This window comes from Streptomyces sp. NPDC052107 (assembly GCF_040680215.1).
Lineage (GTDB): Bacteria > Actinomycetota > Actinomycetes > Streptomycetales > Streptomycetaceae > Streptomyces.
This window is the reverse complement of sequence record NZ_JBFAWG010000035.1, coordinates 25,387-46,157: the sequence shown is the minus strand read 5'-3', so window position 1 is coordinate 46,157 and position 20,771 is coordinate 25,387. Positions and strand designations below refer to the sequence as shown.

Sequence of the window (20,771 nt, the reverse complement as noted above, 5' to 3'; positions counted from 1 at the left end):
GGAGCCGTTGCGCGTCCGTGCGCGGTTCATTGCGTCGAGTGCGGGACGGGCGGCGATTCGTTGCGCGCCCCCGGGTCCGGTTCCTGTCCTCCGCGAGGCGCAGGTCACGGCCGGGGTGCCCCGCCGGACGGGGGAGGCGGTGTCCCGCCCGCGGAGCGATGTGCGGGCGGGCGGCTGCCGGGACAGTGGTGATCGCTCAGTTCGCGCCCCTGGCCTGTGGAGAGGACCGTCATGAAGTCCGTCGTGAAGTGCGACATGAACGTCGTCATGAAGCGCCGTACGAAGATCGCCGCCGTGACGCTCGGCGCCGCCCTGCTGCTCACCGCCGGTACGGCCGGCGCGGCGCTGGCCTCGGGCGGCGGGGTGCACCACCCCGTGCGCGAGGCCGCGTCACTGACCGGTACGGCCAAGCTGTACCGGTCGGCCGGGGACGACATCACCTTCACCTTCGACGCGCATCTGGCGGCGAAGGACACCAGGAACCCGCGCAAGGCCACCGGCACCTTCGCGTTCAGCCACTACCTGCACGGTCGGGGGGCCTGGGCCGGGGCGAGGGTCGACTGCCTGGTCACCGGTGGCGAGGTCGCCGTCGTCTCCGGGGTGATCACGGCATCCGACCTGCCGGGGGCGAAGGGCAGGCGGGTCGGTGTCACGGTCCACGACCTCGGCCGGCACGACCGGCTGGGCTACAGCTGGGCCGGGGTGGGCAGTCCCACGGACACCGGGGACCTGCCGCCGTGCGTGTCCTCCGCGCCCTTCGAGAAGGTGAAGAAGGGCACGGGTGACTTCACGGTCGTGCCCTGGCAGCCGAGGCTCTAGGTCCGGCTACTTGCCGGTGCCGACCGGGTCGACGGTGACGGCGGGGCCGCTGCCGTCTGAGACCGGCACGTTGATGCTGACGGTCAGCGTGCGGGAGTGCGTCTCGTTCGGTGGGGTCACGACGAGGCTGGTGAAGGTCTCGCCGCTGCCGCCGGAGTTGTTCGGCGGGTAGTGCAGGGTGAAGCGGGTCTCCTCGCCGGGCTTGACGCTGACGGCGACCGGGGCGACCGTGCTTCGCTTGGCGCTGACGGTGCCGTCCTTGCTCTTGAGGTCGGCGCCGGGGAAGCCCTTGAGGCTGCAGGTCGCGGAGCCGGTGTTCTTCAGGTTGACGATGAGGGTGCCCTCGCCCATGCCGCCGGAGGTGCTGAACGCGAGCTGGGACGTGGTGCAGGTGGACGTCATGGCACTGCCCGTGCGGGACGCGGTGGGGGCGCCCTTGCCGCCGGACGCGCCGCTGCCGTCGGAGGCCTGGGAGCCGGAGCTCTGGGAACCGGAGCCCTGGGACGCGGAGCTCTGCGAGCTCGGCGAGGAGGAGTCGCTCGCGTCGGACGAGCCCTTGTCACCGCCCTGGCAGGCGGTGAGCGACAGGCCTGCGACGGCGGCGACGGCGAGCAGCGAGAGCTTCTGGACGCGCATGGTTCCCCTTCAGCGGTACGGGTTCGGCGGTGCGGGTGACGTGCTGCCCCATGAGACAGCGACCGCGGTGGGCGCGTTCCGATCGACACCGCTCTCGTACGCGGCTGTGACAAACGGCTAGATCTCCCGTAGCCGTCGCACGATCTCCCGCAGCAGCCCCGGGTCGGTGGCCGGGCCGCCGGCCGGGTGGCGACGGGGCTCGTCGATGCGGATCAGGCCCGCCTCGGCCAGGTCGCCGAGCAGGACCCGCAGGACGGTCAGGGGCAGGTCGGCGTCCGCGGCCAGCTCCACCACGGGCCGCGGGCCGCGCCGGATCAGGTCGAGCAGGGCGGCCCGGGCATGGTCGACGTCCGGTCCCGGAGCGTCGGCGTCCAGCGCGGTGACCCGGGACATCAGGTCGATGGCGTGGGCGCTCGCGGGCCGGGTGCGGCCACGGGTCACGGTGTAGGGGCGCACCATCGACCCGGTCTCGTCCTCGTACCAGTGCTCGTCGCTCACCGCGGGATCATTCGGCGGTGCGGGCGGCCGCGTCCAGGTGGCGCCCGAGGCGGCGGACGAGCAGGGCCATCTCGTGGGCGAGCTGGCCGACGTCGGTGCCGGCCTCGCTGAGGACGGCGAGCCGGCTGCCGTGCCCGGCCGGGGTGATGAAGAGATAGGCGTCCTCCAGCATCACCATGGTCTGCCGCACCTCGCCCGCGGCGAACCGCTCCCCCGCGGAGCGGGCCAGGCCGTGGAAGCCGGAGCAGACGGCGGCCAGATGCTCGATGTCCCGCCGGCGCATCCCGTCCGAACTGCTGAGCGGGAGACCGTCGGCGGTCAGCAACACGGCCTGCCGGACGTGCCCGGTGCGCGCCACGAGGTCGTCCAGCAGCCAGCCCAGGTCCGTGCCGGGCGCCCCGGCGGGCGGGTCCTGCGGCTCCGGGGTCTGGTCGTCACCGTTCATGATCGGTGTCGGTCCCTTCGTCGGCGTGGCTGGTCAGGGGGTCGGGGGCGGCGTCAGTGAGCGCGTCGTGGGCGTGGGCGGGTGCGGGTGCCGGTACCTGGTCAGGTGCGAGTGCGGGTGTGTGGTCGGGTGCGGGTGCGTGGGGGCCGGTCGCGCCGTTCCTCGCGCCCCTTGGAAGCCGGCGTTCCGTCGGCTTCGTGGTACCGGAGCTCCGGGCGGTCGCGTCGGTCGGCGCTTGTCCGGTCGCCGGCAGGCCCTTGCGGCCGCGGTCGAGGCCGCGCTGGAAGGCGCCGAAGATCGCGCGCATCTCCTCGGCGTCGGCCTCCCGGCCGGGTGCCGTGTCCGGCGGGGGCGGGTCTTCTCGCAGCTCCCGGGCGAGCGAGGCCTGGCGGACCCGGGTCGGGAGGGTGGGGGCCTCCGGGTCGGGAGCCGAGGTGTGTGCCGGTTCCGGCCCGGCAGGCGGCTCGGGGGCGACAGCACTCCCCGGGTCGCCGGAAGGCCGGGTTCCGGGCCGCCTCCGCGTGGGCAGCACTCCCGCACCGGGAACGGAACCGGCCCGCTCTCCCGACGGTGAGTCGGCCACATCCGCGGGCACCTCGGACCACCCGACGGACGGCACCTCCGCCACCCCCGCGGACGCCTCGGACCGGCCTCCCGGCGGCGAGTCCCCCGCATCCGGAGCGACTGCGGGCCGGCCCCTCGACGGCAGCTCCCGGACGGTTGCGAGGCCGTCGGCGCGCCCGTGCGCGGGCAGCGTCCGGCCTTCCGGGGTGCCTGCCCCAGGCCGCGCGTATCCGGGCCGAGCGTCCTCTGCCCCTACGGTCTGCCGTACGCCACTTCGCCCCGCCCGTTCCCCCGTCCCCGCCGCAGCGGGCTCGACGGAGCCGGCGGACTCCACCTCCGCCAGCACCCCCTCCGGCAACAGCACCACCGCCGTCGTGCCGCCGTACGGCGAGTCTCCGAGGCTCACCTCGATGCTGTGGCGGGCGGCGAGGCGGCCGACGACGTAGAGGCCGAGGCGCTCGTGGCGGGTGGGGTCGAAGGCGTCGGGGTCGGTGAGGGTGGCGTGGGCCTGGGCGCGGGCGTCAACGTCGAGACCGAGGCCCCGGTCGTCGATCTCCAGCACGAACCCGCTGCCGACCCGCCCGGTGCGCAGCGTGACCTGGGTGTGCGGGGGCGAGAAGACCGTGGCGTTCTCCAGGAGTTCGGCGATGAGATGGACGACGTCGGCGACCGCGTCCGCCGCCACGCCCACCTCCGGCATCGGCGGCACCACCACGCGCGCGTAGTCCTCGATCTCACCGACGGCCGAGGCGACGACGTCCGCGATCGGCACGGGCCGGCGCCAGCGGCGGCCGGGCGCGGCGCCGGAGAGGATGATCAGGCTCTCCGCGTGCCGGCGCATGCGCGTGGTCAGGTGGTCGATGCGGAACAGCTCGCGCAGGACGTCGGGGTCCTCGGTGCGCCGTTCCAGGGTGTCGACGAGCTTCAGCTGGCGGTGCACCAGCGCCTGGTTGCGGCGTGCGATGTTGAGCAGCACCGCGAACAGGCCCCGGCGCAGCCCGGCCTGCTTGACGGCGGCCTCGACGGCGGCGAGCCGCGCGCTGTTGAAGGACCGGCCGACCTGCCCGATCTCGTCGTCGCGCACCTCGTCGGCGGCCAGCGGCGGCGCCTCCGTCACCGCATCGACCTCCTCGCCGGCGCTCAACCTCCGCATGACGTCGGGCAGTTGCCGCTGAGTCAGGACGTCGGACGCGTCCCGCAGGGTCTCCAGGCGCCGCGAGATGCGCCGGGCACCGCGCACCGCGAACCACAGCGACAGCGCCACGGCGGCGAGCCCCACCACGCCGACGACGGCCGACTTGGTCAGCTCCCGGTAGGCGAAGGCCCGCCCGCGTGCCGCGGAGTTCTCGGCGGACCGGGTGCACAGCTGCATGTACCGCTTCACGGCCCGGTCGGTGGTGGATCGCCAGGTGTCCGCCGCGACGGCCTCCCCGGCGCCCGCGGCACCGGCCCTCAGCAGCGCGTCCTCGCCGCGCACCAGCGAGCCGTACAGGTCACCGCGCTGGAAGTCCTCGAACAACGCACGCGAGTCGCCGGGCAGGTCCGGCACGTACGTCCGCTGGAACACCCGCCGGTCCTCGATGGTCGCGGTCAGCGTGTCGTACTGGCGGTCGGTCAGTGTGCCGGCCGCCCGCGCCCCGGCGACCAGCGCGTCCTCCCGCGAGACGAACTCCCGTACCCGCACCAGCTCGCTGACGACCTGCGCCTCGCGGGCGAGCTGTCCGGCCTGGAGGGCGGTGAGCGTGGACTGCACGTCGAAGCCGGGCTCGACCAGCGCGCTGTACTCCTGCACGGCCCGGTCCCAGGTGATGTGCCGGGACAGCACGCGCGAGCGCAGCCCGTCCAGCTTCCCGGTCGCCGCGTCCATGGTGTCCAGCGCCTGCCGCTGCCGGGCCGTGAGCCGGTCGCGGTCGCCGCCCCGGATCGCCTGCCGCATGGCGTCCACGGCCCGGTCGGTACGGCGCTGCTGTTCGAGCAGCCGACCGGCCGTGGCCGTGTCGAGGGGGGCGCCCAGGTAGGCGGCGGACATCCGGCGCTCGATCTGGATCTGCCCGATCGCGGTGTCCACGGGGGTGCCGAAGTCCTCGTACACCCCCTGGAGCCGGATCAGCCCGCGCAGTTCCGCGGTGACGGACACCATGGCGAAGCTCCACAGCGCCATCAGCGCGACGGCCGGGGCGAGCGCGAGCGCCACGATCCGCGCACGGACGGTGGTGGGACGGCCGAGGGGCCAGCGCATGGAGTACCTGCCGGGGTTACCAGTCAGTAGAAAGTGCGGGCACAACCTACGGGACGGTCACCCCGGACCGCAATGGTGACCTGCGGTAACCCCCGGTCACGTCCTGGTCAACGCGAATGTGGTGACGACCGCCGCGTGGTCGGAGGGCCAGTCGTTGTCCGCGACGTCCGGCCAGGGCCGAGGGCTGCCGGTGACGAGGGTCCGCGCGTCCCGGACGGTCAGACCCCGGTGCAGGACGTAGTCGATCCGGTCCTGCGGTTCGGGCCGTCCGCTGCCGTCCTCGTGCACCGGGTGGATCGGCGACCAGGTGTGGCCGGGCTCGGCCGCCGGGTCCGGGTGGGCGTCGCGGTAGGAGTCGGCGAAGGCCGCGTCCTCGGCGGCCTTGGTCACCGGCCAGGCCACGTCCGGCCAGTCCAGGTGCGAGGGGCAGTTGAAGTCGCCGACCAGGACGACCGGGACGCCCTCGGCCGAGGACTCGGCGATACGCGCCAGCGCGTCCCGCATCTGGGCCAGCCGCAGCTCCTCGTGGGCGATCAGCTCCTGCGCCGGCAACCCGTCGAAGGCGGCCTCGTAGGGGCCGTACGGCGTGTAGTGCAGATGGGCGGTCCACACGTCCACCTCGTGGCCGGGCGCCACCGCGATCCGGACGCCCGCGGCGCCGTAGAAGCCCACGTCCGGGTCGCCGAAGCGCGCGGTGATCGGGTGGCGGCTGATGACGCCGAGGTTCTCGCCGGCCCGGTGGTGGTGCCAGCCGAGCGCCTCGGCCAGTTCCTGGGCCGCGGTGCCGCCCGTCTCCTGGAGTCCGACGACGTCGGCGCCGCTCTCCAGGATGACCTTGAGCTGTTTGGCGCGGTGGTCGTCTACCTCGCTGCCGCCCAGCCACAGGTTCCAGCTCATCACCCGCAGCTCGGGCGTCACCATGCGCCGCAGTTCCTCGAGCGTGACCCCGGTGAGGCTGTCCCGTACGGTCCGGCCGGGCGCGGTGCCGATCGGCGCGAGGGACGGTACGGCGAGGACGGCGCAGCCGGCGGCCTCGGCGGAGGCGACGCCGGTCTCGGTGTCCTCCACGGCCACACAGGCGGCGGGGTCGACGCCGAGGGCCCGGCAGGCGGCCCGGTAGGGGTCGGGGGCCGGCTTGGTGCGGGTGGTGTCGTCGGCGGTGACGGAGGCCGCGAACCGGTCGGCGCCGAGGGCGTCGAGGACGACGTCGGCGACCGCGCGCGGGGACGCGGTGACCAGGGCGGCCGGGACGCCTGCGGCGGCCAGCGCGTCCAGCAGGTCCAGCGCGCCGGGCCGGGGGACGATCCCGGTGCGGACGCGGGCGGCGAACTCGTGGTGCAGCTCGGCCGCGAGGTCCGCCTCCGGCCGGCCCGTCGCCGTACCGAGCCAGGCGGCGGTGTGCTCGACCGGGCGGCCGAGCACGTCGGGCTGGTCGGCCTCGGTCAGCGGGCGGCCGGCGACCTGCTCGACCGCCTCCCACCACAGCCGCTCGGTGTCGACGAGCGTGCCGTCCATGTCGAACAGGACGGCCTGCAGCGGGCGTTGACGGGTGTGGGGGGTCACGTTCGGGAAATTCCTCACTTCTGGATACGTTCGGCCACGAGCACCGCTCGCTCGGGCAGCGACACGCCGACGCCGGTTCCGGCGCCGAGCCCGGTGGCCTCGTGGGCGGGCAGGTCGGCCTTGACCTCGGTGCCGTCGGCGAGCCGTACGGTGACCCGGACGACCGCGCCGAGGAAGGCGGTGGCGACGATCCGGGCGGTGCCCTGCTCGTCGGCGCCCACCCGGACGGCCTCCGGCCGCACCAGCACGTCCACCGGGCCGGCCGGCACCTCGCCGTCGGCGGGCAGCCGCTGCCCGAGCACCTCGACCGTGCCGTCCCTCAGCTCGCCCGGGATCCGGCTCATGGTGCCGACGAACTCGGCGACGAAGGCCGTGGCGGGGCGGCCGTACAACTCGGCCGGTTCGGCGCACTGTTCGAGGCGTCCGGCGCGCATCACGGCGACCCGGTCGGCGACCGACAGGGCCTCTTCCTGATCATGCGTGACGAACAGGGTGGTGATGCCGAGCTCCTGCTGGAGCCGGCGGATCTCCTCGCGCAGGGTGAGCCGCACCTTGGCGTCCAGCGCGGACAGCGGCTCGTCGAGCAGCAGCACGCGCGGGCGCAGGGCGAGGGCGCGGGCCAGCGCGATGCGCTGCTGCTGGCCGCCGGAGAGCTGGTGCGGATAGCGCTCGCCCTTGTCGGCGAGGCCGACCAGCTCCAGCAACTCGGTGGCCCGGGCACGCCGTTCGGCCGTTCGGACGCCGCGCATGCGCAGGCCGAAGGCGACGTTGTCGACGGCGTTCAGGTGCGGGAAGAGGCTGTACGACTGGAAGACCATGCCGGCGTCGCGGCGGTGGGCCGGGACGTGCGTGATGTCCTCGCCGTCCACCAGGACGGCACCGGAGTCGGGGTGTTCGAACCCGGCGAGCATGCGCAGCGCGGTGGTCTTGCCGCAGCCGGACGGGCCGAGCAGGGCCAGGAACTCCCCCGGGCGGACGGTCAGGTCGAGCCCGTCGAGAGCGACGGTTGCCCCGAACTCCCGGCGCAGCGACCGGAATTCGACGGTGGCGGCCTTTTCTGCGACGGCCTTCTCAAGCGTGGTGGCGGTCATGGTGTGTGTCATCCCCGGGAGTTGGCGGTTCGGTTGCGTCCGCCGCCGGCACCGGCGAGCGCGAGGAGCAGGGCCCAGGTGACGAGCAGGCTGAGCACGGACACGGCGACGGACATCTGGGCCTGCTCGCCGCCGACGTTGTAGATCCACACGGCGAAGGGCGCGTATCCCAGCAGATGGGAGACCGTGAACTCGCCGAGGACCAGGGCCAGCGTGAGGAAGGACGCGTTCAGCAGGGCCCCGCGCAGGTTGGGCAGCACGGCCCGGACGAGCGCCTTGGGCCAGGAGGCGCCGCAGCTGCGGGCCGCCTCGACCAGGGTCCGTACGTCCATGGCGCGCAGGCCGGCGTCCAGGGCCCGGTAGACGAACGGCAGGGCCATCACGACGTAGGCGAGGACCAGCACGACGGGGAACTGGTCGTTCTGGATCACCACGAACGTCTCGAACAGCGGGGTGCGGGACAAATGCTCCGGGCCCCACTTGAGGACGGTGGCGATGCCGGCGACGAACGCGATGGGCGGCACCACCAGCGGCAGCGAGCACACCACCTCCACCACCGGCCGCAGCCGGGGCGAGCCGAGCCGGAGCGCGACCACGGCGGGCACCATCAGCAGCAGCACGACGGCGATGGTGGCGACGGCCAGCTCCAACGAGAGCAGCAGGCTGGAGAGGAAGCCGTCGGCGGAGAGGATCTTGGTGTAGGCGTCGAAGGTGAGGCCCTGGCCGGGTACGTCGACCGTGAAGATCACGGAGGCGGCGAGCGGCACCAGGAAGTACAGGGCGGCGAGGCCGAGGACGACCCACCGCCACAGGGTCAGGCGTCGAGCCATCGGGCACTCCGTCGCTGAAGGGGCAGGTACACGGCCATCACCAGGCCCGCCACCAGCACCATGTCGAGGCTGAGGGCGAGGGCGACGTTCTCCTGGCCGACCAGCACGTTGCCGGACAGGGCGTCGGCGATCTGCAGGGTGACCAGCGGGACCGCGCTGCCGACCATGGCGGCGGCGGTGGCGTAGGCGGCGAAGGCGCTGCCGAACAGCAGCACGAGACCGCCGAGCAGCGAGGGCGCGAGCACGGGCAGGGCCACGTGCCGCCAGTACTGCACACCGGTGGCGCCGTTGTTCAGCGCGGCCTCACGCCACTGCGCGCGCAGGCCGTCCAGCGCGGGGGTGATGGTGAGGACCATGAGCGGGATGAGGAAGTACAGGTAGACGAGGACCAGGCCCCAGAAGCTGTAGAGGTCCCAGCCGGTGCCCTTCAGGCCCAGGTGCACCGTGAGCACGCCCGCGTTGCCGAGGGTGGCGACGAAGGCGAAGGCCAGCGGGACACCGCCGAAGTTGGCGAGCACGCCGGAGGCGGTCAGCACGGCCTCGCGCAGCCAGCGCGAGCGGGAGCTGACCACGGCCTGGGCGAGCGGCAGCCCGAACAGGGCGCCGAGCGCGGCGGAGATCGCGGACAGCTTGACGCTGCCGAGCAGGGCGGTGAGGTACGGGCCCTGCAGGGAGGTCGTCATGTTGGCGCCGGTGTAGGTGGTGGCGCCCGTGGTGGCGTCGTCGACCGAGAAGGCGCCGTTGACGACGGCCAGCGCGGGCAGGCCGAAGGCGACGGCCGTGAACACCAGCAGCGGTACGACGGCGAGCCAGCCGGGGGCGCGGCGCCGCCGCTTCAGCGAAGCGACGGGCGCCACGTCCGCGCGCGGGAGAGCGGCGGTCATCCGGAGACGGCCTTCCCCCAGCCCTGGGCGAGGACCGTCTTGGCCTTGCTCTGCTGGTCCTCGGTCGGGAAGGACGGGGTCCCGGTGACCTTGGGCAGCTTGGCGGCGGCCGTCTTGTCGAGGGTGCCGGCCTTGTCCATGGCGGTCATCAGGGCCGGGCGGGCGTAGCCCTTGAGCCACAGGTTCTGGCCCTCGGTGCTGTACAGGTACTCCTGCCACAGACGGGCGGCCGCCGGGTGCGGGGCGTCCTTGTTGATGGCCTGGGAGTAGTACTGGGCGTACTGGCCGTCGCTCGGGATGACGACCTTCCAGTCCAGGCCCTTGGACTTGAACTCGTCGGCGTAACCGGCGTTCAGGTAGTCCCAGTCGATGGAGATGGGCGTCTCGCCCTTCTCGACGGTGGCCGGGGTGGACTCGACGGGCGTGTAGTTGCCGTTCTTCTTCAGCTTGGCGAAGAAGTCCAGACCGGGCTGGATGTTGTCGAAGGAGCCGCCGTTCGCGAGCGCCGCGGCGTAGACGCCGCCGAAGGCCGAGCCGGACTTGGTGGGGTTGCCGTTGAGGGCGACCTGGCCCTTGTACTCGGGCTTGAGCAGGTCCTTGAAGCTGGTCGGGCAGGTCTTCACGCGCTTGGCGTCGCAGCCGATGGACACGTAGCCGCCGTAGTCGTTGTACCAGCGGGCCTGCGGGTCCTTCTGGGCCTCGGGGACGTCGGCGTAGGAGGCCACCTTGTAGGGCGCGAGCAGGCCCTGCTGGGCGGCGCTCAGCGCGAAGGAGGAGCCGAGGTCGAGGACGTCGGGGGCGCGGTCCTGGCCCTTGCGGGTGGTGACGGCGTTGATCTCGTCCTGGCTGGAGCCGTCGGGGCTCTCGTCCTCGATCTTGATGCCGTACTTCTTCTGGAAGCCGTCGATGATCGCGCCGTAGTTGGCCCAGTCGCGGGGCACGGCGATGATGTGCAGCGTGCCTTCCTTCTTGGCCGCCTTGACCAGGGCGTCCATGCCGCCGAAGTCGGCAGCGGAGGTGGCGGTGGCGGCGTTCTTGCCGTCCTTGGTGGTGGTCGACGCCTTGTCGGGGGCGGCGCCGCAGGCGCTCAGCGCGAGCGCGGCGACGACGGCGATGCAGCCGCCGAGGACGGCGTTTCTCGGCAGGGACACGGTCACGGTCTCTCCAGGGGGACGCATGAGGGTTCGGAGGACTTGTCTGAACAAGTTGGTCACAGTACGCCCGCTCGCGGTGTCCTGTCTGTAAACGGGAGCGAAACTTTGGGCCCTGGTTGGCTGCACAATCCAGACCGTTTCAAATCACGCTCAGGTCTCGATTAGGCTGGTCACGCTGTGCACAGTGATCCGAGCAGAGGGGAAGCATGACCGCGCGACACGAGGAGATCGCCGACGAGCTGCGGCGGGCGATCGACCGCGAGGAGTACACGGTCGGCAGCCGACTGCCCTCGGAGTCGGAGCTCGCCACGGCATACGGAGTCTCGCGCGGCACGGTCCGCCAGGCCGTCGCGGCGCTGACCTCCGAGGGGCTCATCGGCTCCCGCCAGGGTGCGCGGCGCGTCGTGCTCGCCAGCCGCCGCAGCCAGAGCTTCGAGGAACTGCGCAGCTTCGCCCAATGGGCCCGCGCGATGGGCCGCGAGGCCACCGGCCGGGTGGCGTCCCAGGAGTACCGCCCGGCGACCCACGAGGACGCCGTACGCCTCCAACTGCCCATCGGCACCCAGGTGTTGCACGTGCTCCGGGTGCGCGGCCTGGACGGTGAGCCGGTGTTGCTGGAGCGCACGGTGTACGCCGACTGGATCTCCCCCGCGGTCGAGCCGATCGAGCCGGACTGCCCGTCGGTCACCCAACGCCTCTACGACGACACGGGGTTGGTCTTCGCCTACGGCGAGCACATCATCGACGCCGTCGCGGCGGGCGCGCAGGACGCCGAGCTGCTGGGTGTCCGCCGTACGAGTCCGCTGCTGCGGGTCCGCCGGGTGACGACGACCCGCGAGGGGCGCCCGGTGGAGTGGTCGGACGACCGGTACCGCTCGGACGCGGTGAGTTTCAGCGTGCACAATTCCATCGGGAACAACGCGTTGGCTCGCAAGACCGCGGACTGAGGCCACCGAAGGCGGATCACATGGCCTTCGTCCGGACCGTGCCGCTGCCATACGTGGACATCCACACGACCGTCGTCCCGGCGGGCGTGGACGTCGTCTGGCGCACGATCGGCGAGGTCATGGGCCGGTCCTTCGCCGGACGCCCGGGGGCCGCCTGCGCCCGCCTGGTCGGTGTCCCCGACCGGACCGCGTCCGGTCGGCGGCCCCTGCCCGTGGGCTCCACCGCCGGCGGTTTCCGCGTGACGGCGGCGGATCCGGAGCGGGAACCGGCCCTCACCGGCCGCCACCGCGACTCAGCGCTCGCAACCGCGCAGTAGAGCTCGGGGCGCACTTACCCGGCACACGACAGGGCGCCCCGGGCTGCAATCCGAATCAGCCCGGCGCGCCCGAGGAGAACCGTCGCAGCAACGGCGACAGAACCAGCACCGACTTGGTCCGCTCCACAAAGGGCTCCCCGGCGATCCGCTCCAGGACTCGCTCGAAGTGCCGCATGTCGGAGGCGAAGACCTGGGCGATCGCGTCCGCGTCCCCGGTGACGGTGGACGCGGCCACGACCTCCTGATACCGCTCCAGCCCCCGCTGGATGGTGTCCGGCGAGGTGTTCCGCCGGCAGTAGATCTCGATGTACCCCTCGGTCTCCCAGCCGAGCGCCGCAGGATCCACCCGCACGGTGAATCCGGTGATCGCTCCGGTGGCGCGCAGCCGGTCCACGCGCCGCTTCACGGCGGGCGCGGACAGTCCGACCATCTGCCCGATGTCCGCGTAGGAGCGGCGGGCGTCCTCGGCGAGGGCGTGCACGATGCGTTCGTCGAGATCGTTCAGCACAGGGGGTGGTTCACTTCTTCGGTTCGGTCACTTCTCTGCCGTCACCGCGAGGTCGTCACCGGTCGCGAGACGGGAACGGCGATAGCCGTACACGAAGTAGAACACGAGCCCGACGGCCATCCAGACACCGAACACGATCCACGTGACGGTGGACAGACTGCCCATCATCCAGACGCAGAAGGCGAAGCCCAGCGCGGGCAGCACCGGCGACAGCGGGACCCGGAAGGAGCGCGGCATGGTCGGGCGGGTCCGGCGCAGCACCACGACGGCCACGTTGACCAGCGCGAAGGCGAACAGCGTGCCGATGCTGGTGGCGTCCGCCAGCTGGCCCAGCGGAATCGCGGCGGCGAGCACACCGCAGAACAGCGACACGATGACGGTGTTGGCGCGCGGGGCACCGGTCTTCGGGTGGACCTTGGCGAAGACCTTGGGCACCAGGCCGTCGCGGGACATGGCGAACAGGATGCGGGTCTGGCCGTAGAGCACGGTCAGGACGACGCTCGCGATGGCGATGACGGCGCAGAAGGCCAGCAGCGTGCCCCAGAAGCTCTGCCCGGTGACGTCCTTCATGATCTGGGCGAGCGTGGCCTCGGAGTCGTTGAAGCTCCGCCACGGCCTGGCACCGACGGCGACGGCGGCGACCAGCACGTACAGGACGGTCACGATGACCAGCGACAGCATGATCGCGCGCGGCAGGTCGCGCTGGGCGTCCTTGGCCTCCTCACCGGCCGTGGAGGCGGCGTCGAAGCCGATGTACGAGAAGAACAGCGTGGCGCCGGCGCCGCTGACGCCCGCCATGCCGAGCGGCATGAAGTGGGAGTAGTTGCCGGATTTGAAGCCCATGAAGCCGATCGCGCAGAACAGGATCAGCGCCGCGATCTTCACGCACACCATGATGGTGTTCGCCCGCGCGGACTCCTTGGCGCCGCCCAGCAGGAACACCATCGCGAGGATCACGACGATCAGGGCGGGCAGGTTGAAGACGCCGCCGTCGACGCCGGGCGGGTTGGCCAGGGCGTCCGGGATGGTGACGCCGATGGTGCCGCTCAGCAGCTCGTTCAGGTACTCGCCCCAGCCGACGGCCACGGCGGCGACCGAGACGCCGTACTCCAGCAGCAGGCACCAGCCGCAGACCCAGGCGATCAGTTCGCCCATCGTTGCGTATGCGTACGAGTACGAGGAGCCGGAGACCGGGATGGTGCCCGCCAGCTCGGCGTAGGACAGGGCGGAGAACAGCGCGGTGAGACCGGCGATCACGAAGGAGAGGGTGACGGCCGGGCCCGCCTTCGGGACGGCCTCGCCGAGGACCACGAAGATGCCGGTGCCGAGGGTGGCCCCGATGCTGATCATGGTCAGCTGCCACAGGCCGAGGGACCGCCGAAGCGAGCCTCCCTCGCCCTGGCCGCCCTCCGCGACCAGGCGTTCCACGGGCTTGCGCCGCATGAGGCGCGCGGCGAGGCCCTGGGGTGCGGGGGCGGTCGCTGTGCGGTCGTGCGGGGGTGCGCCTTGGTCGAGCACGCGCTGGCTCCTTAATCCTGCCGGTCATTGCGTTCGGGGACCGGTGGCAGCCCTGCCAGGGCAGGAACCCACCGAGCGGGGTCCCCGCCACGTCACGTACAGACGAGCACCCTATGAGGCAGGCCTTCACGGGCGTAATGCAGCAACCTTGCGCGCCTGCGCAAGATCATTGCGTTCCCGTCCCTGGGGCGCGGATTCGTTGCGCGGTACCTGCCGCGCCCCCGAAGGGGCGCGGGGCCGCATCCATATGCGGCGCGCGGGCGCGACACGAGGCCCCCAACGGCGAGCCCCAGCGGCGCGCCTAGCTCCAGCTGGCGTGCAGCGGCTTGCCCTCGGCGTAGCCGGCGGCGCTCTGGATGCCCACGATGGCCTTCTCGGCGAACTCCTCCAGGGAGGCCGCACCGGCGTAGGTGCAGGAGGAGCGGACACCCGCGATGATCGAGTCGATCAGGTCCTCGACGCCCGGGCGGGCCGGGTCGAGGAACATGCGCGAGGTGGAGATGCCCTCCTCGAACAGCGCCTTGCGGGCGCGGTCGTAGGCCGACTCCTCCGACGTGCGGTTGCGCACCGCGCGGGCGGAGGCCATGCCGAACGACTCCTTGTAGGCGCGGCCGCTCGCGTCGTGCTGGAGGTCGCCAGGGGACTCGTAGGTGCCGGCGAACCAGGAGCCGACCATCACGTTGGACGCGCCGGCCGCGAGGGCCATGGCCACATCGCGCGGGTGGCGGACGCCGCCGTCGGCCCACACGTGCTTGCCGTACTTCTTCGCCTCCGCGGCGCACTCCAGCACCGCGGAGAACTGCGGCCGGCCCACGCCGGTCATCATGCGGGTGGTGCACATGGCGCCGGGGCCCACACCGACCTTGATGATGTCAGCGCCTGCGTCGATCAGGTCCTTCACGCCCTCGGCGGAGACGATGTTGCCCGCGACGATCGGCACCTGCGGGTCGAGGGCGCGCACCAGCTTGATGGCGCTGATCATCGACTCCTGGTGGCCGTGCGCGGTGTCGATGACGAGCGTGTCCACGCCCGCGTCGAGCAGCTGCTTGGCCTTGCCCGCGACGTCGCCGTTGATGCCGACGGCGGCGGCGATGCGCAGCTTGCCGTTCGCGTCGACGGCCGGGGTGTACAGCGTGGCGCGCAGGGCGCCCTTGCGGGTCAGGATGCCGGCGAGCTTGCCGTTCTTGTCGACGGCCGGGGCGTAGCGCCGGTTGTGCGCGTCGAGGGTGTTGAAGGCCTCGCGCGGGTCGATGTCCGCGTCCAGCAGGAGCAGGTCCCTGGACATGACCACCTCGAGCTGGGTGAAGCGGTCGACGCCGGTCAGGTCCGCGTCGGTCACCACACCGACGGGCCGCTCGTTCTCGTCCACGACCACACCGGCGTTGTGCGCCCGCTTGGGCAGCAGCGCCAGGGCGTCGGCGACGGTCTGGTGCGGGGCCAGCACGATCGGCGTGTCGAGCACCAGGTGGCGGCTCTTCACCCAGGAGACGACGTCGGTGACGACGTCGATCGGAATGTCCTGCGGGATGACCACCAGACCGCCGCGGCGGGCCATCGTCTCGGCCATACGGCGGCCGGCGATGGCGGTCATGTTGGCCACGACGAGCGGGATGGTGGTGCCCGTGCCGTCCGGCGCGGCGAGGTCCACGCCCTGACGCGAACCGACCGCGGAGCGGCTCGGCACCATGAACACGTCGTCGTACGTCAGGTCGTACGCGGGCTGGATGTCATTGAGGAAACGCACGTGCTGCACATCCCAGTCGATCAGAGGCGACCCCCCGACAGGTGTGCCGGGGGGAAAGAGCACGTACTTCATTGTCCCATGTCGGGACAGCTGTCACGCCCTCACGGAACATCCAGGGTGAGCGGCGATCACCTAGGAGGATCCTCCAAGCACGAGGGCGACGGACAGGGCGGGCGTGTGGTCCGCCGCCTCGGCGAACACCTCCTGGGCGATCCGCCATTCGTCCGGCCTGGCCTCGGCGTACGGCCGCCAGCCGCGGACGACGATCAGCAGTCCCTGTTCGACGGCCCCCTCGGGCCACACGGTGTGGTCGGTCAGGGAGTCGGCCAGCGCGTCCCAGTTGCGGCCGAACCAGTCGGGCAGCGTCAGGGCCCGGGCGGTGCGGTCCATCAGTCCGGCCTTGTCGGTGACACCGTTCAGGTCCAGGGTGACGACGAGCCGCCCTCTCAGGTCGGTCGGGTCTTCGCTCATCTCAGCACCGCCCGGAACGAGTTGTAGTGATCATCGGTGTAGTAGATCTCCCCGCCCTGACCCGTGACGACGCGCCGGGCCCCGCGATCGTGCGAGCCGGGAGTCCGGACCGTGTACTCGTGGTAGTAGCCGCGCGGGTGCTTCGGCAGATGCCCCTCGAAGTTCCCGAACACGACGCCGTCCCTGGCGTACGGGAAGGGCCCGCCCTTGTCGATCAGGACCAGCGTCCTGCGCGCCTCGGCCGGAAGCCGGGACTCCCTGACCGTGTCCATTCCGTGCGCCCACGCCGGGACGGACGCACTCGTGCCGGACGTTCGCCCACCCGTGCCCGCCCCGGCGCCGGAACCCGGACCCGAACCGGACGAGCATCCTGCGAGCAGAACGGAGAGGACGAGGGCCAACAGCCCCGCGAGCGCTCGGGCGGGCGTCCGGGCCCACCCGCGTGCCGAGGCCCGTGACCGTCCGGGGGTACGGGGTGGCGTCAGGGGCGGTCTGGGCGTGTGGGGCGAGGTCGCGGGCTCTCCGGCCGTACAGGACAGCGTCGACGGCCGTCCGGCGGCGCGTGGCGGCGCCAGGGGCGGTCTGGGCGTGTGGGGCGAGGTCACGGGCTCCCCGGCCGTACAGGACAGCGTCGACGGCCGTCCGGCGGCGCGTGACGGCGCCAGGGGCCGTCTGGACGTGTGGGGCGAGGTCACGGGCACTCCCGGCCGTACAGGACAGCGTCGACGGCCGTCCGGCGGCGCCAGGGGCCGTCTGGACGTGTGGGCGAAGAGCCGGGGCGACATGCCGACGATGCTGCCACGGCCGCTCCGCTCCTCCGCCGCCGCGACCCGCCGGGACCCACCGGGACCCACCGGGACCCGCCGCAGCCCACCATGACGCTTCGTGCCGGTCGATGAGCTGCGGCTGCTCACAGGTCCCCCGCACGACACGCGGGCGCGCCGGCGGTCGGCGATGCGCCGATGGTCACCGCCCACCGGGACCACCTCGACGCGCCACGACCGCCGGGCCTCGCCATCAGACCGCCCGCCCCGCGGACCCACCATGCGGTCGGCCCACAGGAGCCCGACCCCGGCGCACGCCTTGCGACCAGCCCCCGGGGACCCCGCCGCGAGAACACCTGCGCCCCGCCGCGGAGCCCCTCAGTGCCCGTCGGGGTCCGCGCGGCCGAGCGTCGGCTTCGGCGTCGGCCCGGCCGTCATCAGGTAGTCCGCGGCGGAGGTGTCCGTGACCAGGCTGGTGACCAGCCCCGACCGCAGCACCGCGTCGATCGCGGCCGCCTTGCGCTGACCGCCGGCGATCGCCACGACCTCCGGGATACGGCGCAGTTGGTCGGCCTTGACCGTGATGCACCGCTCCCCCAGGTCCCGCCCGATCCGGCGCCCCTCGGCGTCGAAGAGGTGCGCGGCCATCTCGGCGGCGACACCGAGCGAGGCGTAGTGCGCCCGTTCCTCGTCGCTGAGCATGTCGTGCACCGTCGAGATGCCCGGCTCCCAGGAGCCGATGGAGACACAGGCGACCGTGACCTTGTCGAAGTACTCGAAGGCCCGGGCGATCCCGGTCTGGTTGCGCAGCGCGGCCGCGGTGGCCGCGTCCGGCAGCAGCATCGGCGCGTAGATGGGGTGGGCGTCGCCGCCCGACACCTGGGCGGCACGGCGCACGGCCTCGACCGAGCCGCGCTCCGAGGTCCCGGCGTCGTACACGCCCGTCAGCTGCACCACCGTGCACGGCGGCAGCCGGTCGAGCGCCGCCGCCATGTGGATCGTGGACCGGCCCCAGGCCAGTCCGAGCACGTCCCCCTCGTCGACGAGCTCGCCGAGCAGGTCGGCGGCCACTTCCCCCAGGTTCTCGGGGTCGGGGGTCTCCTCGGCCTCGGCCGGGGACTCGACCACGACAGCGTGCCTCAGGCCGTAGCGGGCGCGGAGCGCGTCGGAGCGCTCGGCGTCCAGCTCGGCCGGGACACGGATCTCGATGCGTACGAGATCCCGTTCGAGGGCGGTCTCCAGGACCCGGGCCACCTTGAAGCGGCTGACGCCGAACTCCTCCGCGATCTGGATCTTGGACTTGCCCTCGAGGTAGAAGCGGCGGGCCATGGCCGCCGCCTGCACCAGCTCAGCGGGTCCCATCCGCATGGCTGACCGGCCCGCCGACATACCCGACACGGCGATCTCCTCACTGCTGTTCACACTCTGGATTCGCCGTTCATCCTTGCAGATTCGGCGCTACGGATCCGCCCTGATAGGGGCCGTTGACTCAACCGTTCACGTACCTGTGGCTCAGTGGTCGCATGCCCAGGACGCCTGGGAGGTAGCCGTCTCGGCCTGCGCGCGCAGGGCACGGACCGCCTCCGCCGGGTCCGTCGCCCCGTACACGGCCGAGCCTGCCACGAACACGTCCGCTCCCGCGTCCGCGCACCGCTCGATCGTCGAGGCCGAGACACCGCCGTCCACCTGGAGCCACAGCTGCAGACCGTGCTTGCCGATCAGCTCACGGGTACGGCGGATCTTCGGCAGCATGATGTCGAGGAACGCCTGCCCGCCGAAGCCGGGCTCAACCGTCATGACCAGAAGCATGTCAAGTTCCGGGAGAAGGTCCTCGAACGGCTCGATCGGCGTCGCCGGCTTGAGCGCCATGGAGGCGCGGGCGCCCTTGGCGCGGATCTCCCGGGCGAGCCGCACGGGGGCGGCGGCCGCCTCCACGTGGAAGGTGACCGAGGAGGCGCCCGCCTCGACGTACTGGGGCGCCCACCGGTCGGGGTCCTCGATCATCAGGTGGCAGTCCAGCGGGGTGTCCGTCGCACGCGCCAGGGACTCCACGACCGGCACGCCGAGCGTGAGGTTCGGGACGAAGTGGTTGTCCATGACGTCGACATGGAGCCAGTCGGCGCCTTGGACCGCCTTGGCCTCCTCCGCGAGGCGGGCGAAGTCGGCGGACAGGATGCTGGGGTTGATCTGCACGGCCATGCCCCAAGCCTGCCATGTCGCTGCGCTTGGCTGTAACGGCGGTCCTTGCGGTTGTGTGTCGTCCGCGGGCCGGTGGGGGCTTGTCGCGCCCCGCGGCGGACCCGCATATCGATACGGCCCCGCGCCCCTTGCAGGGGTGCCGGCCCCAGCGGCGTTCAGCCGGTTCTGCGGATCAGGGCCAGGTACATCGCGTCCGTGCCGTGCAGGTGGGGCCAGAGCTGTACGTCCGGGCCCTCGCCCAGCGCCGGGACCCCCGGCAGTAGCGGACGGGCGTCGATCAGTTCGGTGCCGGGGTGCTGCTTGAGGACGTCGGCGACGACCGCGCGGGTCTCGGCGAGATGCGGGGAGCAGGTCGCGTAGCCGACGATCCCGCCGACGCGCACCGAGTCCAGCGCGGTACGCAGCAGGGCGCGCTGGAGGGGTGCGAAGTTGTCCAGGTCCTCGGGGCGCCGGCGCCAGCGGGCCTCGGGACGCCGGCGCAGCGCGCCGAGCCCGGTGCACGGCACGTCCATGAGCACGCGGTCGAAGGTGCCGGGCCGCCACGGCGGCCGGGTGCCGTCGGCGGCGATCACCTGGTACGGCCCCGGGTTGCCGGCCAGCGCCTTGGCGACGAGACCCGCCCGGTGCGGCTGCTTCTCGGAGGCGAGCAGCGTGGCCCCGCGCTCGGCGGCGAGGGCGGCCAGCAGGGCGGCCTTCCCGCCGGGCCCGGCGCACCCGTCGAGCCACTTGCTGTCGGACCCCTCCAGGGGTGCGTTGGCGAGTGCGAGGGCGACCAGCTGGCTGCCCTCGTCCTGCACTCCGGCCCGCCCCTCGCGCACGGCCTCCACCGCGCCCGGCTCACCGCCCTCGGCGAGCCGCACGGCGTACGGCGACCAGCGTCCCGGTACGGCGGCCTCCTCGCCGAGCAGCTCCTCGGCGGTGGCCCGCCCCGGCCGCGCGACCAGGGTCACCTCGGGCCGTTCGTTGTCGGCCTCCAGCAGGTCCTCGATACCGGCACGCCCGCCGCCGAGGGAGTCCCACAGCGCGGAGACGACCCAGCGGGGATGGGAGTGCACCACGGCGAGGTGGTCCTCCGGGTCCTCGTCGTACGGCGGCGCGACCTTCGCCAGCCACCCGTCGAGGTCGTCCTGGGCCACCTTCCGCAGCACCGCGTTGACGAACTTGGCGCGCCCGTCGCCGAGTACCACCCGCGCCAGCTCCACGGAGGCGGACACGGCGGCGTGCGTCGGGATCCGCGTCCCGAGCAACTGGTGCACACCGAGGCTGAGCACGTCGAGCACCGGCGGGTCGACCTCGCGCAGAGGCCGGTCGACACAGGCGGCGATCACCGCGTCGTACGTCCCCTGCCGGCGCAGCGTGCCGTAGACCAGCTCGGTGGCGAGGGCGGCGTCCCGCGCGTCGAAGTCGCCCTTCTCCCGTGCCTTGCGCAGCAGCGGGGGCAGCACGAGGTTGGCGTACGCGTCCCGCTCGTCGACCGCGCGCAGCGCCTCGAAGGCAAGGATGCGGACGGGGTCCTTCTGGGGACGACGGTAGGGCTTGGCAGGCTTACGAGGCCGCCGGGACTGCTCGCTCACGAAAAA

21 protein-coding genes are annotated in these 20,771 nt (G+C 72.6%); 4 read left to right on the top strand and 17 right to left on the bottom strand.

The window, feature by feature from the left end:
* Positions 1 to 267 precede the first annotated feature (267 nt).
* Positions 268 to 819: a Repetin gene (locus AB0M27_RS29355; protein WP_365725895.1), complete on the top strand. Its 552-nt coding sequence runs from the start codon at positions 268 to 270 to the stop codon at positions 817 to 819.
* A 6-nt stretch (positions 820 to 825) separates the two neighbouring features.
* Here AB0M27_RS29355 and AB0M27_RS29350 read toward each other — a convergent pair whose 3' ends face one another.
* The 9 genes from AB0M27_RS29350 to AB0M27_RS29310 all read right to left on the bottom strand — a co-directional run bounded on the left by AB0M27_RS29350 (position 826) and on the right by AB0M27_RS29310 (position 10,726).
* Complete coding sequence (locus AB0M27_RS29350; RefSeq protein WP_365725850.1) at positions 826 to 1,455, bottom strand: DUF4232 domain-containing protein; 630 nt, start codon at positions 1,453 to 1,455, stop codon at positions 826 to 828.
* A gap of 117 nt (positions 1,456 to 1,572) precedes the next feature.
* The gene (locus AB0M27_RS29345; RefSeq protein WP_356307476.1) at positions 1,573 to 1,953 is read right to left on the bottom strand and encodes a DUF742 domain-containing protein; all 381 of its coding nucleotides are present in this window, start codon (positions 1,951 to 1,953) and stop codon (positions 1,573 to 1,575) included.
* A gap of 7 nt (positions 1,954 to 1,960) precedes the next feature.
* A complete protein-coding gene (locus AB0M27_RS29340; protein ID WP_365725848.1) occupies positions 1,961 to 2,398 on the bottom strand; it encodes a roadblock/LC7 domain-containing protein in 438 nt (145 codons plus the stop codon).
* Complete coding sequence (locus tag AB0M27_RS29335) at positions 2,388 to 5,201, bottom strand: nitrate- and nitrite sensing domain-containing protein (RefSeq protein WP_365725847.1); 2,814 nt, start codon at positions 5,199 to 5,201, stop codon at positions 2,388 to 2,390. The genes AB0M27_RS29340 and AB0M27_RS29335 overlap by 11 nt, the downstream gene beginning before the upstream one ends.
* Positions 5,202 to 5,297: 96 nt before the next feature.
* Positions 5,298 to 6,764: an HAD-IA family hydrolase gene (locus tag AB0M27_RS29330; RefSeq protein ID WP_365725845.1), complete on the bottom strand. Its 1,467-nt coding sequence runs from the start codon at positions 6,762 to 6,764 to the stop codon at positions 5,298 to 5,300.
* 14 nt (positions 6,765 to 6,778) lie between these two features.
* A complete protein-coding gene (locus AB0M27_RS29325; protein WP_365725843.1) occupies positions 6,779 to 7,855 on the bottom strand; it encodes an ABC transporter ATP-binding protein in 1,077 nt (358 codons plus the stop codon).
* An 8-nt stretch (positions 7,856 to 7,863) separates the two neighbouring features.
* Positions 7,864 to 8,685 carry an ABC transporter permease subunit gene (locus AB0M27_RS29320; protein WP_365725842.1) on the bottom strand — a complete coding sequence of 274 codons (822 nt, stop codon included), beginning with the start codon at positions 8,683 to 8,685 and terminating at the stop codon, positions 7,864 to 7,866.
* On the bottom strand, positions 8,670 to 9,569 hold the full coding sequence (locus AB0M27_RS29315; RefSeq protein ID WP_365725840.1) for an ABC transporter permease subunit: 900 nt from the start codon (positions 9,567 to 9,569) through the stop codon (positions 8,670 to 8,672). The genes AB0M27_RS29320 and AB0M27_RS29315 overlap by 16 nt, the downstream gene beginning before the upstream one ends.
* Complete coding sequence (locus AB0M27_RS29310) at positions 9,566 to 10,726, bottom strand: extracellular solute-binding protein (RefSeq protein ID WP_365725838.1); 1,161 nt, start codon at positions 10,724 to 10,726, stop codon at positions 9,566 to 9,568. The genes AB0M27_RS29315 and AB0M27_RS29310 overlap by 4 nt, the downstream gene beginning before the upstream one ends.
* A gap of 203 nt (positions 10,727 to 10,929) precedes the next feature.
* Here AB0M27_RS29310 and AB0M27_RS29305 point away from each other — a divergent pair, with 203 nt between their 5' ends.
* Positions 10,930 to 11,670, top strand: coding sequence for a GntR family transcriptional regulator (locus AB0M27_RS29305; protein ID WP_365725836.1), 741 nt, complete (start codon positions 10,930 to 10,932; stop codon positions 11,668 to 11,670).
* 20 nt (positions 11,671 to 11,690) lie between these two features.
* On the top strand, positions 11,691 to 11,987 hold the full coding sequence (locus tag AB0M27_RS29300; protein WP_365725834.1) for a hypothetical protein: 297 nt from the start codon (positions 11,691 to 11,693) through the stop codon (positions 11,985 to 11,987).
* 55 nt (positions 11,988 to 12,042) lie between these two features.
* Here AB0M27_RS29300 and AB0M27_RS29295 read toward each other — a convergent pair whose 3' ends face one another.
* The 5 genes from AB0M27_RS29295 to AB0M27_RS29275 form a co-directional block, all read right to left on the bottom strand.
* Positions 12,043 to 12,495 carry an Lrp/AsnC family transcriptional regulator gene (locus tag AB0M27_RS29295; RefSeq protein ID WP_031174468.1) on the bottom strand — a complete coding sequence of 151 codons (453 nt, stop codon included), beginning with the start codon at positions 12,493 to 12,495 and terminating at the stop codon, positions 12,043 to 12,045.
* 27 nt (positions 12,496 to 12,522) lie between these two features.
* On the bottom strand, positions 12,523 to 14,013 hold the full coding sequence (locus AB0M27_RS29290) for an amino acid permease (protein WP_365725831.1): 1,491 nt from the start codon (positions 14,011 to 14,013) through the stop codon (positions 12,523 to 12,525).
* 301 nt (positions 14,014 to 14,314) lie between these two features.
* The gene (locus AB0M27_RS29285) at positions 14,315 to 15,757 is read right to left on the bottom strand and encodes a GuaB1 family IMP dehydrogenase-related protein (protein ID WP_365725830.1); all 1,443 of its coding nucleotides are present in this window, start codon (positions 15,755 to 15,757) and stop codon (positions 14,315 to 14,317) included.
* A gap of 132 nt (positions 15,758 to 15,889) precedes the next feature.
* A complete protein-coding gene (locus tag AB0M27_RS29280) occupies positions 15,890 to 16,228 on the bottom strand; it encodes a barstar family protein (protein WP_365725828.1) in 339 nt (112 codons plus the stop codon).
* Positions 16,225 to 16,632: a ribonuclease domain-containing protein gene (locus AB0M27_RS29275; RefSeq protein WP_365725893.1), complete on the bottom strand. Its 408-nt coding sequence runs from the start codon at positions 16,630 to 16,632 to the stop codon at positions 16,225 to 16,227. The genes AB0M27_RS29280 and AB0M27_RS29275 overlap by 4 nt, the downstream gene beginning before the upstream one ends.
* A 94-nt stretch (positions 16,633 to 16,726) precedes the next feature.
* Here AB0M27_RS29275 and AB0M27_RS29270 point away from each other — a divergent pair, with 94 nt between their 5' ends.
* A complete protein-coding gene (locus AB0M27_RS29270; RefSeq protein ID WP_365725897.1) occupies positions 16,727 to 17,107 on the top strand; it encodes a hypothetical protein in 381 nt (126 codons plus the stop codon).
* Positions 17,108 to 17,370: 263 nt separating this feature from the next.
* Here AB0M27_RS29270 and AB0M27_RS29265 read toward each other — a convergent pair whose 3' ends face one another.
* The 3 genes from AB0M27_RS29265 to AB0M27_RS29255 all read right to left on the bottom strand — a co-directional run bounded on the left by AB0M27_RS29265 (position 17,371) and on the right by AB0M27_RS29255 (position 20,765).
* Positions 17,371 to 18,414, bottom strand: coding sequence for a sugar-binding domain-containing protein (locus AB0M27_RS29265; RefSeq protein WP_365725826.1), 1,044 nt, complete (start codon positions 18,412 to 18,414; stop codon positions 17,371 to 17,373).
* Positions 18,415 to 18,504: 90 nt separating this feature from the next.
* Complete coding sequence (rpe, locus tag AB0M27_RS29260; protein ID WP_365725825.1) at positions 18,505 to 19,191, bottom strand: ribulose-phosphate 3-epimerase; 687 nt, start codon at positions 19,189 to 19,191, stop codon at positions 18,505 to 18,507.
* 155 nt (positions 19,192 to 19,346) lie between these two features.
* Positions 19,347 to 20,765 (bottom strand): transcription antitermination factor NusB, encoded by a 1,419-nt coding sequence (locus tag AB0M27_RS29255; RefSeq protein WP_365725822.1) that lies wholly within the window; start codon positions 20,763 to 20,765, stop codon positions 19,347 to 19,349.
* Positions 20,766 to 20,771 lie beyond the last annotated feature (6 nt).

What these genes read in the sequence shown, in the direction of transcription:
- AB0M27_RS29355 (WP_365725895.1), top strand. Translation starts at nt 268, where the DNA reads ATGAAGCGCCGTACGAAGATCGCCGCCGTGACGCTCGGCGCCGCCCTG.
- AB0M27_RS29350 (WP_365725850.1), bottom strand. Translation starts at nt 1,455, where the DNA reads ATGCGCGTCCAGAAGCTCTCGCTGCTCGCCGTCGCCGCCGTCGCAGGC.
- AB0M27_RS29340 (WP_365725848.1), bottom strand. Translation starts at nt 2,398, where the DNA reads ATGAACGGTGACGACCAGACCCCGGAGCCGCAGGACCCGCCCGCCGGG.
- AB0M27_RS29335 (WP_365725847.1), bottom strand. Translation starts at nt 5,201, where the DNA reads ATGCGCTGGCCCCTCGGCCGTCCCACCACCGTCCGTGCGCGGATCGTG.
- AB0M27_RS29325 (WP_365725843.1), bottom strand. Translation starts at nt 7,855, where the DNA reads ATGACCGCCACCACGCTTGAGAAGGCCGTCGCAGAAAAGGCCGCCACC.
- AB0M27_RS29320 (WP_365725842.1), bottom strand. Translation starts at nt 8,685, where the DNA reads ATGGCTCGACGCCTGACCCTGTGGCGGTGGGTCGTCCTCGGCCTCGCC.
- AB0M27_RS29315 (WP_365725840.1), bottom strand. Translation starts at nt 9,569, where the DNA reads ATGACCGCCGCTCTCCCGCGCGCGGACGTGGCGCCCGTCGCTTCGCTG.
- AB0M27_RS29305 (WP_365725836.1), top strand. Translation starts at nt 10,930, where the DNA reads ATGACCGCGCGACACGAGGAGATCGCCGACGAGCTGCGGCGGGCGATC.
- AB0M27_RS29300 (WP_365725834.1), top strand. Translation starts at nt 11,691, where the DNA reads ATGGCCTTCGTCCGGACCGTGCCGCTGCCATACGTGGACATCCACACG.
- AB0M27_RS29280 (WP_365725828.1), bottom strand. Translation starts at nt 16,228, where the DNA reads ATGAGCGAAGACCCGACCGACCTGAGAGGGCGGCTCGTCGTCACCCTG.
- rpe (WP_365725825.1), bottom strand. Translation starts at nt 19,191, where the DNA reads ATGGCCGTGCAGATCAACCCCAGCATCCTGTCCGCCGACTTCGCCCGC.